Annotated in this window: 14 protein-coding genes and 1 pseudogene; 6 read left to right on the top strand and 9 right to left on the bottom strand. The window is 65.4% G+C overall.

Features of this window, described 5'->3' with window-relative positions; genetic code table 11:
• Nucleotides 1-54: 54 nt before the first annotated feature.
• A complete protein-coding gene (locus NP4_RS22465) occupies nucleotides 55-993 on the bottom strand; it encodes a universal stress protein (RefSeq protein WP_245998723.1) in 939 nt (312 codons plus the stop codon).
• Between the two features lie 283 nt (nucleotides 994-1,276).
• Between NP4_RS22465 and NP4_RS22470 the strand changes: the two genes are divergently transcribed.
• Nucleotides 1,277-1,795 carry a Gmad2 immunoglobulin-like domain-containing protein gene (locus NP4_RS22470; RefSeq protein ID WP_245998720.1) on the top strand — a complete coding sequence of 173 codons (519 nt, stop codon included), beginning with the start codon at nucleotides 1,277-1,279 and terminating at the stop codon, nucleotides 1,793-1,795.
• 252 nt (nucleotides 1,796-2,047) lie between these two features.
• On the opposite strand, the gene NP4_RS22475 is transcribed toward NP4_RS22470, so the two are convergent.
• Entirely contained in the window at nucleotides 2,048-3,109 is a 1,062-nt protein-coding gene (locus tag NP4_RS22475; protein ID WP_068001122.1) for a glycosyltransferase family 4 protein, read from the bottom strand.
• Between the two features lie 466 nt (nucleotides 3,110-3,575).
• Here NP4_RS22475 and NP4_RS22480 point away from each other — a divergent pair, with 466 nt between their 5' ends.
• Nucleotides 3,576-5,591 carry an erythromycin esterase family protein gene (locus NP4_RS22480; RefSeq protein ID WP_082876122.1) on the top strand — a complete coding sequence of 672 codons (2,016 nt, stop codon included), beginning with the start codon at nucleotides 3,576-3,578 and terminating at the stop codon, nucleotides 5,589-5,591.
• A gap of 575 nt (nucleotides 5,592-6,166) precedes the next feature.
• Here NP4_RS22480 and NP4_RS22485 read toward each other — a convergent pair.
• Entirely contained in the window at nucleotides 6,167-6,790 is a 624-nt protein-coding gene (locus NP4_RS22485) for an Rv1733c family protein (RefSeq protein ID WP_068001125.1), read from the bottom strand.
• 513 nt (nucleotides 6,791-7,303) lie between these two features.
• Between NP4_RS22485 and NP4_RS22490 the strand changes: the two genes are divergently transcribed.
• The 3 genes from NP4_RS22490 to NP4_RS22500 all read left to right on the top strand — a co-directional run bounded on the left by NP4_RS22490 (nucleotide 7,304) and on the right by NP4_RS22500 (nucleotide 9,716).
• A complete protein-coding gene (locus tag NP4_RS22490; protein ID WP_147288104.1) occupies nucleotides 7,304-8,227 on the top strand; it encodes a hypothetical protein in 924 nt (307 codons plus the stop codon).
• Between the two features lie 195 nt (nucleotides 8,228-8,422).
• Nucleotides 8,423-8,854, top strand: a complete 432-nt coding sequence (locus NP4_RS22495; protein WP_068001130.1) for a PNPOx family protein — start codon at nucleotides 8,423-8,425, stop codon at nucleotides 8,852-8,854.
• Between the two features lie 526 nt (nucleotides 8,855-9,380).
• A complete protein-coding gene (locus tag NP4_RS22500; protein WP_068001133.1) occupies nucleotides 9,381-9,716 on the top strand; it encodes a hypothetical protein in 336 nt (111 codons plus the stop codon).
• 240 nt (nucleotides 9,717-9,956) lie between these two features.
• Here NP4_RS22500 and pspAA read toward each other — a convergent pair.
• From pspAA to NP4_RS40110, 3 genes and pseudogenes are all read right to left on the bottom strand, one after another.
• Nucleotides 9,957-10,314 (bottom strand): annotated as a pseudogene (gene pspAA, locus NP4_RS43415) (PspA-associated protein PspAA).
• A gap of 247 nt (nucleotides 10,315-10,561) precedes the next feature.
• Nucleotides 10,562-11,398 carry a dienelactone hydrolase family protein gene (locus NP4_RS22510; protein WP_147288102.1) on the bottom strand — a complete coding sequence of 279 codons (837 nt, stop codon included), beginning with the start codon at nucleotides 11,396-11,398 and terminating at the stop codon, nucleotides 10,562-10,564.
• Nucleotides 11,382-11,897, bottom strand: coding sequence for a phosphoketolase family protein (locus NP4_RS40110; RefSeq protein ID WP_307597531.1), 516 nt, complete (start codon nucleotides 11,895-11,897; stop codon nucleotides 11,382-11,384). Before NP4_RS40110 ends, NP4_RS22510 begins: the two co-directional genes overlap by 17 nt.
• On the opposite strand from NP4_RS40110, the gene NP4_RS22515 reads away from it, so the two are divergent.
• A complete protein-coding gene (locus NP4_RS22515) occupies nucleotides 11,850-13,193 on the top strand; it encodes a phosphoribosyltransferase family protein (protein WP_068001279.1) in 1,344 nt (447 codons plus the stop codon). The genes NP4_RS40110 and NP4_RS22515 overlap by 48 nt on opposite strands.
• A gap of 191 nt (nucleotides 13,194-13,384) precedes the next feature.
• Here NP4_RS22515 and NP4_RS22520 read toward each other — a convergent pair whose 3' ends face one another.
• The 3 genes from NP4_RS22520 to NP4_RS22530 all read right to left on the bottom strand — a co-directional run bounded on the left by NP4_RS22520 (nucleotide 13,385) and on the right by NP4_RS22530 (nucleotide 15,139).
• Nucleotides 13,385-13,804, bottom strand: coding sequence for a CBS domain-containing protein (locus NP4_RS22520; RefSeq protein ID WP_068001139.1), 420 nt, complete (start codon nucleotides 13,802-13,804; stop codon nucleotides 13,385-13,387).
• A gap of 212 nt (nucleotides 13,805-14,016) precedes the next feature.
• Nucleotides 14,017-14,397: a hypothetical protein gene (locus NP4_RS22525; protein ID WP_211335987.1), complete on the bottom strand. Its 381-nt coding sequence runs from the start codon at nucleotides 14,395-14,397 to the stop codon at nucleotides 14,017-14,019.
• An 82-nt stretch (nucleotides 14,398-14,479) separates the two neighbouring features.
• Nucleotides 14,480-15,139 (bottom strand): CBS domain-containing protein, encoded by a 660-nt coding sequence (locus NP4_RS22530; protein WP_169813792.1) that lies wholly within the window; start codon nucleotides 15,137-15,139, stop codon nucleotides 14,480-14,482.
• Nucleotides 15,140-15,415 lie beyond the last annotated feature (276 nt).

Raw genomic sequence — 15,415 nt, forward strand, 5'->3', positions numbered from 1 at the left:
CCCGGCCGGCGGGGCAACGGGCTGGGCTTTTGGTCGGTCGTCCGATCCTCCGCATCACGGCTCGGCGGGGTGCACCACCATGACCGGGCAACGGGCATGCTGGACAAGAGAATTCGATGTCGAACCCAGCAACATGCCGAGAAATCCACCACGGCCGCGGCTCCCGACCACCACCAGTTGCGCCGATTCGGACCAATGCTGCAACGTGGCGGCCGGATCGGTCGGATACAGCCGCCGATCGACGGTGACTTCGGGGTATTTCTCCTGCCACCCCGCCAAACGCTCGGCGAGGATCTCTCGCTCGAGCTCACCGATATCGGTGACCGGGCCGAGCTTGCCGAAGACCCCGACGAACCGTCCCACATCCAGGTCGCTCCACACGTGCACGGCGATCAGTTCGGCGCCGCGCTCGGACGCCTCTTCGAACGTCGCGCCGACCGCGGCCTCGCTCACCGGGCCACCGTCGATGCCCACAATCACCGGCCCCTGAGTGCGCACCCAGTGGCCGTCGTCCGAGTCGGGTCTGACGACCACGACGGCTCCCTGCCCGTGGCCGGCGACCGTCACCACGGTCGAGCCCAGATGCCCGACGAGCCCGTGCCCGCTTCGGTGGCCGAGTATCAGCCGATACGCGCGGGCACTGTGGCCTACCAGCAATCCGGCCGGGCCCGACTCCGACAACTCGGTCGACACCCGCAGACCCGGCCTCGCCTCACGGACCCGTCGTACGGCCCGCTGCACCACCGCTGTCCCACGGGCAGACAGCGTCTCGAGCATCATCGGCACCCGCGGATCATGTTCGCCGTATCTGCGGTGCACGCCCTCCAGATCCAACCCATGCACGATCCGCAACTCACGATCACGGCGCAGAGCCAGGTCGACAGCCCAATCCAGAGCTGTGTCCGCCGCCGGTCCGTCGACTCCGACCACCACCGGAGCCGACGCCAGGTGATGGACATCGGTGTGCAGTTGCGCCATCATGAACCCTTTCACGCCGCAGCACTCTTCGACGCCTCCCACCCACCGTAGAGAACCGGTGACCGACGGCAATGCTGGCGAAAGTCCCCCAGCCCGAGGTCCTTTCGCCCATCCTTGTCGCGCCGCCGCCCCGGGGGACCTGACATCGGCTCGAAGTCTGCGGAAATCGACTCTCGAGTAGTTCTGGCACACCGTCCCCGGTCCGGAGTCTTCGGGTCCTTCGATCCTGTCGCCGGATTCCATTGCTGATTCCGCTGGGGCACAACATCTCTCGGTGGCACGATGAATGGTGATCAGTATGTCTGACTCGATCGGAGGCTCGATCATGACCATCGATGTGCAGCAACCTCGGCCGTACGACCTGGTCGGCGGTCAGGTCCAGATCGCCGGGACGGCCGGGGGCGCGTTCGAGGCGAACTTCAACTATCGGCTTCATGAAGGACATGACGAAGTCACCGGCTGCTTCATGGCGGGTGACGGCTCCGGTGGCCACGGTCAGTTTCAGGTCATCGTCGACGTGTCGAGCGCGGCGTTCATACTCGACCGAATCTTCGTCGAGGTATTCCACACATCGCCCAAGGATGGCTCCGAACTCGACAAGGTGGTCGTCCCGGTGATTCTCGGCCCGAAAATCGTGCCCGCCTACCGGGTCTATCTCGAGCACACCGTCGCCAGCGGCGAGACGCTGTGGAGCATCGCTACCCACTACTACGGATCCGGGAACCTCTACCACCGTCTCGTTGCGGCCAACCCCACCACGATCACCAACCCGAACCTGATCCACCCGGGCGATGTCATCAAGGTACCCCAGGCATGATCACCGTTACCGGCGGCCGATCGGCGAACCGCTGCGTATCGAAGCAGCACCCAGCCTTCTGAGCGGGCCTGTACATCTATCCGTCGCCGGCGCATCGGCTGTGTCGACCGTCGAGATCGTCGGCGGTCAACAGAACGGGCGTGCGGGTTCTGCCCACGGCTATCGGCATCATCTCGATCTCGTCGAATACCCTGCTGATGGTCGACGGACGCTGGCCAGCGGGTGATCTCGGGCATGTCCTCACCATGGTCGTCACGCGGCGCCGGACTCGCTCGACACCGCTGCCACCAGCTGTCGGTCGGCGCCGGTCAGGATGCGCTGATAGAGGTCAGCGTGGTCGCGGGCCATGCGGTGCATGTCGAATCGTCGCTCCGCGGCGGTCCGACAAGCACGGCGATCGATGGCACCGACTCGGGCGATCGCCTCCAGCATGTCTTCGCTGTCGCGGCACAGGAATCCGGTCCGGCCATGGTCGACGATCTCCGGCGCCGCACCACTCGGGAACGCCAGAACCGGTGTGCCACAGGCCAACGCCTCGGCCATCACCAGACCGAACGGCTCGGGCCAATCGATCGGGTTGAGCAACGCATCCGCTGCCCGCAGCAGCCGCACCCGCTGCGGCAGCGGTAGTTCCTGCGGCTCCGGGTCGTCGGGCCCCAGCAGCGGACGTACGTGCTGTTCGTAGAATTGCCGCTCCTCATCTTCGCGGATCTTGCTGACCATCACCAGTTTCCGGCCCGCGGCCCGGGCGAACCCGATCGCCCGATGCGGGCCCTTGGCCGCACACATGCGCCCGATCCACATCAGGTATCCGCCGCCGCCCGGTCCGTAGCGGTAGGTGTCGAGATCGATGCCGTGGTGGATGACCGCGGTGATGGGTATCGGTGCGGCGAACCGCTTCTGCGCGTGCGAGATCGCCACCACCGAGACCCGGTCCGCGAAGTGAGCGATGTTGCGGGAATTCATCGCATCGAACGGGCCGTGACAGGTGCTCACCACCGGCGGGCCGTCCGGGCAGGGCCCGACCAGTGGGCCGAGCGCGGTGTGGTCGTGGATGATGTCGACATCGGCGAATGCCTCGTAGGCGGCCAGGACGTGCGCCGCCTCCGGTACCGCCACCCCGATCGGAGCGAACCCTTTCCCGTAGAGGTATTCACGCGGTACCGGGCAGGTCGAGTCGCCGACGGTGAACAACCGTACCTCGTGCCCGAGCGCGACCAATCCACGAGCGAGGTTGTCCACCACCGCCTCGGTGCCACCGTAGGCGGGCGGCGGGACCGGAACCCAAGGGGGTGCGATCAAGCCGATGCGCATGCCATCTCCTTCGATACATCGGCCCGCACGCTTCCCGCTTCACGCGCGCACCGAACCAGCACGAAATCACCCCACCTCGGCTGGCACAGAACAGGATTCGCGATTCCTACGTCGTTGTCGCCGCCGGACAGCAACGTCCGGGAGAATCAACCCGCACTGCCGGGAAACTCACGGGATTCCGAGCAAGGGGATACATAGCAGTCTCAGCACACCGCACCGGTGGCAGAACGCCATAGAGGAGTTCGTCACAACGCTGGCCCGGCAAGACCTCACGGCCGTGCCGAAGGCCCTGGAAACATGGGCAGGAGTGGTGTGAAGCCGCCTGGCACATCGCCTTTATCGCGATGACCATCGGTCACGATCGCGATAGTGCAGGAAACAGCGCGCCTCGGCCGAGGACATTGGTCCTTCCCCTATAGGCACGATGCCTCTGATCGACCTCAGAGTATCGGCGCAGGCTGATGTCATGGAATCCGTTCCTGTCCTGCGTGATACGCCGCAGCCGATCTTCCGCGACCGGCGGGAGGCGGGCCGTGTTCTGGCCGGGCTGCTCGAGCACTACCGGGGCGACAAGGACGTCATCGTGCTGGGGCTTGCCCGGGGAGGCGTTCCGGTCGCCTGGGAAGTCGCCGCGGACCTCGATGCGCCGCTGGATGCGCTGGTCGTGCGCAAGCTGGGTGCCCCGGGCAATCCGGAATGCGCCATCGGCGCGATTGCACCCGACGGGCGGATCGTCGTCAACGACGACATGATCCGGGGCCTGCATCTGACCGCCGAACAGGTCCGATCCATCGCCCGCACCGAGGCCCAAGAGCTGTCCCGCCGGCAAAGTGCCTACACCTCCGGCCGCGCGCGCCTGACCGTCGCCGGAAAGACGGTCATTCTCGTCGACGACGGGTTGGCCACCGGCGCAACCATGTTCGCCGCCGTCGAGGCCATCCGCGCCGAGGAGCCGAAACGGATCGTCATCGCTGTTCCCGCCGCGCCCGAATCGACATGCCGAGAATTCGGCGCACTCGTCGACGAAATGGTGTGCGCCACGATGCCATCCCCGTTTCTGGCCGTCGGTGCCGCGTTCTGGAATTTCGCGCAAGTCACCGACGACGAGGTCCGACGGCTACTGGCCACCCCCACCATCGGTGCGCGCCCCGCGGTACTCGATCCCGTCGCCGCGGTGCGAGAGGCCGCGATCGACGCCCCCTCGGGCGTCCCGCCCGAAGACGTCCTCGACGACCTCATCGGCGACGCCCATTTCGTGCTCCTCGGGGAAAGCTCGCACGGCACCCACGAGTTCTACGCCGCACGTGCGGCTATCACCCGCTGGCTCATCGCCGAAAAGGGCTTCGATGCGGTTGCCGCGGAGGCGGATTGGCCTGATGCTTACCGCCTCGACCGCTTCGTGCGCGGGTTCGACCGCGACTCCTCACCAGGTCACGTGCTGCTGGCATTCGAACGATTCCCTGCCTGGATGTGGCGCAACACGGTGGTCCGCGACTTCGTCGGCTGGCTGCGTTTACACAATGACGTCCAACGCCGCATCGGCGGCAAGCTGGCCGGGTTCTACGGGCTCGACCTCTACAGCATGCACCGCTCGATGCAACAGGTGATCACCTACCTCGAGCAGGCCGATCCCGCGGCGGCCGAACGCGCGAGACGCCGCTACGCCAGCTTCGACCGCACCAGCGGCAACGACGGCCAGGCATACGGTTTCGCCGCCGCGTTCGGTGCCGGGGAATCCTGCGAGGCGCAGGTGGTGCGCCAGCTGGTCGACCTGCAACGCAACGCCGCCCAGCACATGCTGGCCTACGACGGTGAGGCGCAGTTCGATGCCTTGCGCAACGCCTGGACCGTCCGCGACGCCGAGGCCTACTATCGGGCCATGTTCGGCGACCGCGTCTCGTCGTGGAATCTGCGCGACGAGCACATGGCCGGCACCCTCGACGCCCTGGCCAACCACTTCCGCCGCGACGGCAAACCGGCGCGCATCGTGGTGTGGGCACACAACTCTCACATCGGCGATGCTCGAGCCACCGAAATGGCCGCCGACGGCCAACTCTCACTCGGTCAACTGGTCCGCGAACGCCACGGAAACGACTGCCGCATCATCGGATTCAGTACCTGCCACGGCACCGTCACCGCCGCCACCCGCTGGGGCGGCGACGCCGAACGCAAGAAGGTCCGCAACGCCCTCCCGAGCAGCTACGAGGAACTACTGCACGACACCGGCCGCGACTCCTTCCTGATCCGCACCGACACAGCCGGTCCGGCCACCGATGCGCTGCGCCAGCCCCGCCTGGAACGCGCCATCGGCGTCATCTACCAGCCAGGCACCGAACGCCAGAGCCACTACTTCCACTCCCGCCTCGCCGACCGCTACGACGCAATCATCCACATCGACCACACCAGCGCCCTGAAACCAGTGGCACCATCGAGCAGTTGGATGGCCGGAACCACGCCGGAGACCTACCCGACCGGGTTGTGAACTCCGGCAACACTCACAAGCGCAATCGACGACCTGGTACCAACCCGTACTGTCGATGAATCTCTCCGGTAGCCGACGTCTATCGACCGCTGCGCAGAACAACGGGGTGTCAGAGGTAATACGTCCGGCCGGTTGGCTACCCCCGTAGCCAACCGCCCCCGGCCCCGCCCACGAATGCGTGTCGGCTGACTAGTCGGCAGGGTCGAGCCGTTGAACGTCTGCTGCCAGCACAGCGGCGGCACTGCCGGGAATCACGGCCTCGGTGACGTGAACGTCCGGAAACTTCTCCCGCCACCCAGCCTCCGACAGCACCGCTTTTTCCTCCACGTCGCCGCCACTGCGCCGTCCGACGGGTTCGATTCCCGGCGCCCACGCGTGGACAGCCCCAGGGGTACACCGAACGCCGCGGCCAACTCGAACCCGCAGCCGATGGCCGGTTCGCTGAGCTGTGTTCCGTCCACGCCCACCATTACCGGCCGCTGCGGCGGGATGGGCCAGTCGGCCGCACTCGTCTGATTCCGGTTGTCGCGGTTCGAGTGGCCGGACACTGTTCAACACTCATGACGTCGATGTCACTACTTATCTTGTCCGAGCGGGCGACTGATCTGCCGCCACTCCCGCGCCCACGCGGAACTGCGGCACACATTCAGCACCCGGCCGGTCGACCAGACGAACACCAGTGCGCAAGCCCAGATCCCGGCCAGCGACATGAACGCGAAGCTTATCCCGTGTACAGCGGCACTGCTCGAGGCTTCCGGCGCCGAGGTCGTCTGCCCGTCGTGGCCGAGCCACAGCTGAATCTGCCCGTCACGTGCGGCCGTACGCGGCACCTCGACGATCGCTACCCCGGACCTGCCGTTTTCGTCCCACCGGACGGGCGCCTGATAGGTGTCCGCGGACGTGCCGGAGGTGTCCGCAGTCGAGACTTGCACCGGATCTGCTGTGACCGTCGCGGTGACAGCGGATTTCGCCGCGTTGTCGGAGGCGATGCGCGCCGCCTCGGAGGTGTAGGCAGAGGTTCCGAAGGCTCCCGCCATAGGCACGGCAATCAACATCACGACGACCGCGAGACCACGGATCACACTCTCGAACCGGTCGGATCCACGCATCAGCGGGTTGTGGCGAAACGGCTGTCTGCGCCAGATACGTTTCGGCACTGGGGCAAATTCGGCCACCACCACGATCACCTCCTTCTCCACGCCTGTGAGATCACACGAGGTGCACCACCTCTGCCGCCAGCCCGCCAGAGCCAGGGCCGAGCGTTATGCAGCAACGGTGTCCGCATCGTCTCCGTCTGCACGGCATGCGATGCTTTGACATCGCGTGTCCCCTATCAGGATTCATTCCTAACGAGCATCTCGCGCCGTGGCCGATCGCGAGACGGGCAAAGGTCATCGGATCGCGGGCCGTCAGGCAGCGGTCTCATCTCGGCCGATCGGCAAGCCGGTCAGCTGACGCAAGATCCGGCTGCTCACCACCGCCACCTACGGGCGGGTGGTATTCACCCGGGAGGCACTGCCGGCGACTGCCTGATGCGAATCCCGATGAAGCCGACAGTCGTCCCCTCCCAGCCCCCTTTCGAGGTCTCGGAACAGCGCATCATCGTCGATGTCGTCTGGTCACGCGCCACCGGGCAACATTTCCACCGGTAGGCACGCTGGGGGACATAAGGCTCTAGGCACGAGATCGCCTCCAAACGACGCTGAATCCATATGCCTTACTACGCAAGGGTTCCGGACGAGACACGGAAGCGGCTTGCAGAGCTGGCAACGCTCCTTCGAGCATGCCGCGATGCCTGCGTGCGGATCGGCGAGGACCACCATTGGGCAGCACACCCAGATTCGGTCTGCGCCGCAGACCTCGCCGCCCTTGCCGATTCCGCATATGTTCGCGACCACCGCCTCGTCCTGGAAGCAGTCGCCACCTATCTCGAGCTGGCTGCCGCACACTGCGGAGGACTGGCAGGGCTGTGCGACACCTGCGAGATTGTGGCTTCGCCCTGGCCGCTGACACGATCAATCCTGGAGAGTTGCGCGCGAGCCAGCTGGATTCTCGGTAGTAACCCGCCGACCGAACCGACGCGAAATCGTCTCGCAAGGGCCTACATCGACAATGACCTGAGCGCCGAATACGACAAGAAGATCATCCAGTACCTCCATGGGAAGCAGTCGCCCACCTACCGTGCGGCCAAGGACCGTTTCGACCGACTCCGTACCGAAATCTCCACGGTGTTCCCGGAAACCAGCGGCGAGGACTTCAACACACGGACGATCAACGGCCAAATCTGCCTCGGCCCAACGGATACCGTGCTGTGGTTCTTCGATCTGCTTGCGACGGCAGGAAGCCCGCTCCTCGAGCCCAAGGCGCCGACGGCGATCTACGACCTCCTCTCGACCCACACCCATCCGACACTGGCCTCGAGCCGACACCGGCGGACGTTCATCGACCATGGTGATCACGTCGGAACCGTGCAGATAGTGCAACCGGAGAACATCGAGTGGCTGACCCGACTTGCCGTCATGGCGATGTATGACGTTCTGTCGCTGGTATATCGTTACTGCGGTTGGTGGTTCGACTCCGACGGCAAGTTCGGCAGCGTGATCGACCAGACTCTTCCCGACTTCCTGCGGCGCTGACGCGCAGCCTGGCCTCCTTGCGGTCGGACCAGCCCTACAACGGTCCCACCGCGGCGTCGTCCGGGATCGGTGAACAAGGCGAACAGAACCGCCTCCCTGATCGCGGTCGACGGTTATCGATAGTGCCGAATTCCCTTGCCGTGTGGTTCGATCGGTACTGTTCCTCCGGGGTGATCGGCGATCAGCATCGAGGACATGACCGACAAACGAAGGACCTCCGACCGGGCGACCCCGATCCGAGACGCGCTACGTATTGTCAACAAGTACGTGACCAACCCGGCCATGATGCACCTGGCCGGGCGTAAACACTGGTACGCGTCGGTGATTCGGCACACCGGACGCCGCACGGGCGAATCGTATGCCACACCTGTTGTTGCAGAACGCGTGGCAGATGGCTTCATCATCCCGCTGCCGTACGGCACCCGCGTCGACTGGCTGCGCCACGTACTCAGCTCTGGCCGGGCGACGATCCGAACAGGCGGCCGGACATACGATGTCGTCGAGCCCGAAATCATCGACGCAGCATCGGCCGCTCCGCAACTGTCGCCCGAACGACGCCGCGCCTTCCAGCGATTCGGAAGCAAGCACTACCTCAAGCTACGGTCGGTGCCCACAACATCCCGATAGGTCAGGTCTCCCAGAAGGGTCGAGCCCCGGCTGCGGCCCGACGACATCGACGGTTGGCGGCGCACGACCACCCTCCCAGGCGGTGCCCTCCACGGTCGCCAGGTACGAGCGGCCGGTACCGTACGGCGTCCCGGCGAGACCGGCACTCCCACCGGGTGGGATGCCGACATTCCAGACATCCGCCGACACGTGAGGCGCAGCCAGCACGACGGCGGTCACCGCAGCCGCGCACGCGGTGGCAGTTGCCAGCGCCGGTTTCCGGAAACCGAACACCGTAATCATCCCCTTGGAGCGGGTGTGAATGAGATGGGTGCGCGTCACCGTTGGCGTACACATGCCAGTGTTCGCGCTCCGGCGGCACGACACGCGTGGAACGAACTACTCGATGTGACATCGGTTTTCGTGGCACCGCATCGGCACCGGGTCCAAAGTCATGGCAGACGGTGACACAGTGCACTGCTCAGCCGAGTTCCGACGGCGGATCGTAAAGAGCGGCTTGACCATTCGAGACAAGGAGATTCGAGCCATGGAAGCGTTCGCAATGATTGCTCTGCTCGGACTCGCGGCCCTGATCGTGTCGCGGATCGTGGTCCGGTATCTGGAAATGGCGCGGGAGTTCATCGCCGTCGCCTACGTCGTGCTCGGGATCGCCGCCACGTGGATCACCGACTTCGACGTGTTCGCCGCGTGGGGGCTGCACATCCGCAACCATCCGCTCGGCATTGTATTCACCGGCCTGACCTTGGCCGGCGCGGCCTACTTCTGGCAGCCGATCCTCGGCTTCTTCGAAGGACTGGCCCGCCGACAGGTCGACGAGGCCCAGACGCTGGAGAAGAGCCAAGGCCTGCGTCGGGTGGCCTGAGGCCCCGATGATCTGCCCGGGAGTGGCATCGCGTCGCCCCGGGCAGGTCACACCCGCGAACCGCCTTCGTACTCAGGACAACTGGATGGTCGATCCCATCGGTCGAGCGCCTACTGCAGACGGACCCACACCTGCAGCACGGTCCAGAGATTTCACCCCTGGTCGGCAGCGGCCCGCGAGATGTATCGGGACGCGTGTGAAGAACAACCGTGTGAGGGACAACGGTGTCGCCCCGCCCGGCTAGCGCTCTGGTATCAGCCCTTCGTCCTGCAACATTGCCCGGATGTCGGACAACGCCGCATCGGCGGACGGCAGCACCAAGTCAGAGTCGACCCTTTCGCCCCCGGACACCACGGCGCACCGTCTCGCGCATGCGGTTCAGGATATCGATGAACGCGGCATCATCATCGGAGTCGGCCACCTCCACCAACCGTGCATCGAGTGCGTTGAGTTCGGCGATTTCGGGCTCGGTGACCCGGTATCGGCCCTCGTCAAGAATACGAATCATGATGACGCCCCTGTCCGTCAGCGCGTGTGCGTCCACCCTCGTCGGCGCCGGTCCCGATCGTTGGGATGTGGACCTTCGGCCCACGCACATCCTTATGGAACCGACGGTTCTTGGTGATGCCGGGGAAACCCGGTGTCCTGCCCGAGGTGGTGGATCGCTCGATACGGGACGCTGAGCCCGATCGAGAGGACCGTCGTAACAGACGGGATGCCATTCTCGGGCAGGTCTTTTGATATCGATGGCGATGGCCGCACATGAGTAGTCCGCCACCGCAACAGATCCCGTTCACCGCGCCGCTGGGCAGCGATGAAATGGACGTACCGGTACGCAACGTAGATCAGCTGGTTCGGGCAGGCCCCGACTCGATCCTCGAGGTCTCCGACATCAGCGCGTTTTCGGTCAGATGCTTGGTGAACCACACCGCCGCCAGATAGGCCGCCCATCGCGTCAGCCGGGGTTCGCCCCAGACATGACCCGGTGCGGTCAATTCCGTGACGCGATGCTCACACCGCATCCGCTCCGCCGCTCGATGATTCGCTGCCCGCACGCGCTGGTCATGCCCACCGACGAGGAACAACGTAGGCGCCAGGACTTCATGCAACCGCTCCCCTGCCAGATCAGGCCTGCCGCCTCGAACCACCACGGCGCGAACGGTATCCCGGGATTCCGCCGCCGCCCATAGTGCCACGGGTGCATCGGAACCGGCGCCGAAGTACCCGACGGGGAGTTCCTGGAAGATCGGTGACCTCTGCAGCCAGCTGTGGCCCGCGGTGAGTCTGCGGCCGAGCCGTCCGACATCGAAAATCGGTGCGCGGTCGATTGTCTCGGCGGGCATCAGCAGGTCGATCGTGAGCGTTGCCAGCTGCTGTCCGGCCAACAATCCGGCAAGGTATTTGTTACGCGGGCTATTGCGGTCGGTGCCACTGCCGTGTGCGAACACAACGACCCCCGTCGGGCGCATCGGTACCCGAAGATGCCCGGCCAGTTCGACATGCTCGACGGGAACCACCACCTCGTCGTCGTGTTGCAGCCATGACGATGCGATTTCGGCTGTTGTCATGATGGAACCTCCACTCGTGACTGCGTTCAGTCTCGACTGGGCGCAGCCGCCACCCAAGTGCCACAAGTCGTCCATGACAGGGCCGGACGACCCGGTATCAGCGCGCAGACGCATCCGCTTCCCGCGCCGATGGCGCAGGGGCCCCAGCCGATCGGCTGCAGCCGAGGGAGATCTGGTCGATGGCGCCGATGGCGAGGCCGCACCGATCGATCTGGTTGAGTACGCACACATCGAACGGTGTTGTCACGGTGCCCTCCTTGTTGAAGGCCGACAAACAAGCACTGTGCCGCAGTGACTTTCGCTGCCCGGGCGAGGACCTTCGACTCGCGATCGGTCGCTCGGTGTCGGAGATGCTGGGAGGTGCCGGGAACAGTCGGCCGTCGCCCGAACAGAGCGCCGTACTCGGGCAGTAATCGAGCAGGCCGTTACCAACGGTCGAGTTCCGTTGCGTATTCGACCAACCGGCAGCGCCGCTGGGCGACGGCCGCCGCAGCTCACCGGGATCCAGACGGACCTCGCTCTTCACATTCCGTTCCTGGACATGACGTGTTCGGAGGTGGTTTCGATGCTGTTTCGGGATCGCGGCGACGCCGGCCGACAACTCGCGGCGCACCTGCAGTTCCTACAGGGAGCGGATGTCGTCGTGCTCGGGCTACCGTGCGGCGGTGTGCCCGTCGCATTCGAGGTCGCACGTACGCTCGGCGCACCACTGGATGTGATCGTGGTACGCAAACTCGGGCTGCCGTATCAACCCGAGATCGCGTTCGGCGCGATCGGCGAGAACGGCGTACGGATCGTCGACGACGACATCGTGCAACGCACCGAACTCGACGAAGAAGCGATCGCCGCCGTGGAATTCCACGAACGCCAGGAATTGTCACGCCGTGTCCAGCGGTTCCGGCGCGGACACCCGCAAGCCCGGCTCGCTGGCCGTATCGCGGTGATCGTCGACGACGGCATCGCCAGCGGCGCCACCGCGCGCGCCGCCTGCCGGGTCGCCCGCGCCCAGGATGCCGCCCGCGTGGTGCTGGCGGTGCCGGTCGCCGCCCGCGACACGCTCGACACCCTGAAAAGCGAAGCCGACCAAGTGATCTGCCTGGAATCCCTGATCTGGTTCCTCGCCGTCGGCCAGAACTACCACGATTTCCGGCGGGTCACCGAAGGCGAGGTCGCCGATCTGTTGCACCGCGCCGCAGTCGGCCTGCCCGAGCCGTACGGGGTTGCTGTCGACAGACCCGCTCTGCGTGACGACGAGGTCCGGGTCGTCGCCGGAAAGGTCGACCTCGCCGGACACCTCACCATCCCCGAAAGCCCCAGCGCCATGGTGATCTTCGCCCATGCCAGCGGCAGCGGCCGTCACAGCCCCCGCAACCGATACCTCGCCACCGAACTCAACGCAACCGGACTCGGCACGCTGCTGTTCGACCTGCTGCGACCCACCGAAGAACTCGATCACGCCAAGGTATTCGACATCGGACTGCTCACGCGACGGTTGATCGAGGCCACACATTGGCTGAGCCACCAGCACGGTGCGAGTAACCTGCCGATCGGGTACCTCGGAGCCAGCACGGGCGCGGCGGCCGCACTACGCGCCGCCGCCGACCCCCGCACCGACATCGCGGCCGTGGTGTCACGAGGCGGCCGACCCGACCTCGCCCTGACCTCCCTGAGCGCGGTGCGAGCACCGACCCTGCTCATCGTCGGTAGCCGCGACCCGGTCACGCTCGAACTCAACCGATCCGCGCAACGGGCCATGTCCTGCGAAACCGAGCTGGCACTGGTGCCCGGCGCCACCAACCGGTTCGGCGAACCCGGCGCCCTCGAGAAGGCAGCCGAGCTCGCACGAGACTGGTTCACCGCCCACCTAGCCCCCAGAATCCGCTCATCGAAGGACACCAGCATCCGATAGCGACCCTGCTCCTCGCCTTCGGTTCCGGCGGAAATCTCCATGATCGACACGCTTGCGAATTCCGCGCCGGCGGGGATCGCCACTTGCGTCGGATACTCGTTCGGCCCGTTCGCGCCGTGCACGAGCGGTATAAATTCGATCTTCCAGCCGGTGGCGACCGAATGCGCCAGGCGGCCGCCCTCTCGGCCCGGTTACGTGAGCGCGTAAACCCGCTCTACGAATTCGGCGACCTGCTCGTCGGCCAGATGCCCGGCGATGTCGGCCTCGCTGATCATGCCGACCAATCGCTTGTTCTCGATCACCGGCAACCGTTTGATGCGATGAGATTCCATCTCCTGCAACACCTCGTCGATACCGGCACTGGCGTCGACCCACCGCGGCGTTCCCTCACACAGGTCCGCGCAGCGTGTCTGGGCCGGATCTCGGCCCGCGCCGAGGGCCTTCACGACGATGTCGCGGTCGGTGATTATGCCGCACATCCGGTCGTTCTCGTCGGCGACCGGCAGGGAACCTACATCGAGTTCCCGCATCAACTGCGCTGCCCGCGCCAGGGTCTCCTCGCGAGAGATCCACTGCGCGCCCTTGTGCATGATGTCCTTGGCCGTGGTCACGGTAGCCTCCTCGGCTCGTGCTCGGGATTCAGTCGGTTTACAGCCACACAGCGTGCCAGCCGAAACCCACACTGCCCCAGGGCCGAAACCACTTCCCGCACGGGACGAGGGCCGTCGATCCTATGGACCAGCGACTCTAGACACCGGATCCTCATGGCCGAGAGGTCGACCACTCTGATTCGAGTCGGCGCCAATCGATGGCGTCGTGGCGGTTACGGCAACTGAACGGTCCGTTGCCTGTCTGCGATCGCTTGCTGAAGCCGAGCACGCGACAACGTGTGCGGCCCACACTCACAGCACGCCGGGAGAGCATCATCGACCAGGTCGCCACCGGCCAGCAGATCGACATACGGGGTGCCGTGGTGGTGGATGCCGTGCCCGGCGTCGACGAAGTCGCGCGAACCGTGCGCGTGCGGGCCGGTCATCGACCGGAATACCGGGCCTACCTGTGTATCCAGCACCATCGCCACATGGTGGCCGCGACCGCATCGAACCTGCACCAGGACCTTTTCGTCCTGGTGCACGATCGACTCCACCGCGCGTTCTGCCATCCGACGTCGATCAGGTGCGGAGAGTTTCGACGTTTCGGTCATCGCTCCACCATGGCGCCTCGGCCCTCGTCAACGACAGGGCCGAAATTACGTGGTGCAAGGGACAATCGACCACTCCCGTTGGCTACCGCTCGGTGTCATCGATCTCCGCGGCGATGTCGCCGCGCACATCGATGACACCGTCCACGGCCGACACGAGAGACGTAATGATGTCTATCTGGCTCTGCCGCTTCACCTTTCCGCACAGAGTGACGATACCATTGTCCACTTCCACCGACATCTGGGATGGTGCCAGTGACATCATCTTCTGCAGAACCTCGGACTGGATTTCGGCGGCCAGATCGGCATCGGGTCGTAGATAGACCGACAGCACATCCCGGCGGCTGATCACACCGACCAGCACGCCATCGGGATCGACGACCGGCACACGTTTCACTCCGTATCTGGCCAGCATCACCGCGGCAGCGGAAAGCCTCGCATCGGGAGCCGTCGTCTCGACCGGCGTGCTCATCAGATCGGCCGCGGTCAGTGTGGTGCCCCTTCGGGAAAATGCCCTGTGGCGCAACAGATGCCATGTCGCCGAGCCGACCGCACCGCCGGCTCGAGCCTGTCTACCGAGTAGATCGGCCTCGGTGACCATGCCAATTACTCGCCGCTGCCGGTCGACCACCGGTACACCACTGAACCGATACACGGCCAGCGTGCGCACGATCTCCCGGAACGGCGTATCCGCCCCGACCGCGATCACGTCGCGGGTCATGACATCACCAACGGTCTTGTGCACCAAGGACATTCACCTCACGCACGGCATTGCGCTCATCGGCCGCCGTACCGCGCACGACCATTACCGGACAACGTGCGTCACGGATCAGCGAGGGCACCCGGCCGGACGACTCGCAGCCCGGCGCACTGTGCACATACATCGCCGATGACGAGCATCCGCGCACCGTCCGACCGGGAGATCAGGGCGGGAACAACATCGAACTGGCTGATCTGTCGGCCGCGACCACGATCGGCTCGGCGCGCGACAGAACTCGGTAACGATCGCGTGCACGGTGTC

This window comes from Nocardia pseudobrasiliensis NBRC 108224 (genome assembly GCF_001613105.1).
Classification (GTDB): domain Bacteria; phylum Actinomycetota; class Actinomycetes; order Mycobacteriales; family Mycobacteriaceae; genus Nocardia; species Nocardia pseudobrasiliensis.

Bases quoted from the DNA above. Each gene is read 5' to 3' on its own strand.
- NP4_RS22510 (WP_147288102.1), bottom strand. From the start codon at position 11,398: ATGCGTCTGCGCGCTGATACCGGGTCGTCCGGCCCTGTCATGGACGAC.
- NP4_RS22470 (WP_245998720.1), top strand. From the start codon at position 1,277: ATGTCTGACTCGATCGGAGGCTCGATCATGACCATCGATGTGCAGCAA.
- NP4_RS22525 (WP_211335987.1), bottom strand. From the start codon at position 14,397: ATGACCGAAACGTCGAAACTCTCCGCACCTGATCGACGTCGGATGGCA.
- NP4_RS22515 (WP_068001279.1), top strand. From the start codon at position 11,850: ATGCTGTTTCGGGATCGCGGCGACGCCGGCCGACAACTCGCGGCGCAC.
- NP4_RS22490 (WP_147288104.1), top strand. From the start codon at position 7,304: ATGCCTTACTACGCAAGGGTTCCGGACGAGACACGGAAGCGGCTTGCA.
- NP4_RS22480 (WP_082876122.1), top strand. From the start codon at position 3,576: ATGGAATCCGTTCCTGTCCTGCGTGATACGCCGCAGCCGATCTTCCGC.
- NP4_RS22500 (WP_068001133.1), top strand. From the start codon at position 9,381: ATGGAAGCGTTCGCAATGATTGCTCTGCTCGGACTCGCGGCCCTGATC.
- NP4_RS22495 (WP_068001130.1), top strand. From the start codon at position 8,423: ATGACCGACAAACGAAGGACCTCCGACCGGGCGACCCCGATCCGAGAC.
- NP4_RS22475 (WP_068001122.1), bottom strand. From the start codon at position 3,109: ATGCGCATCGGCTTGATCGCACCCCCTTGGGTTCCGGTCCCGCCGCCC.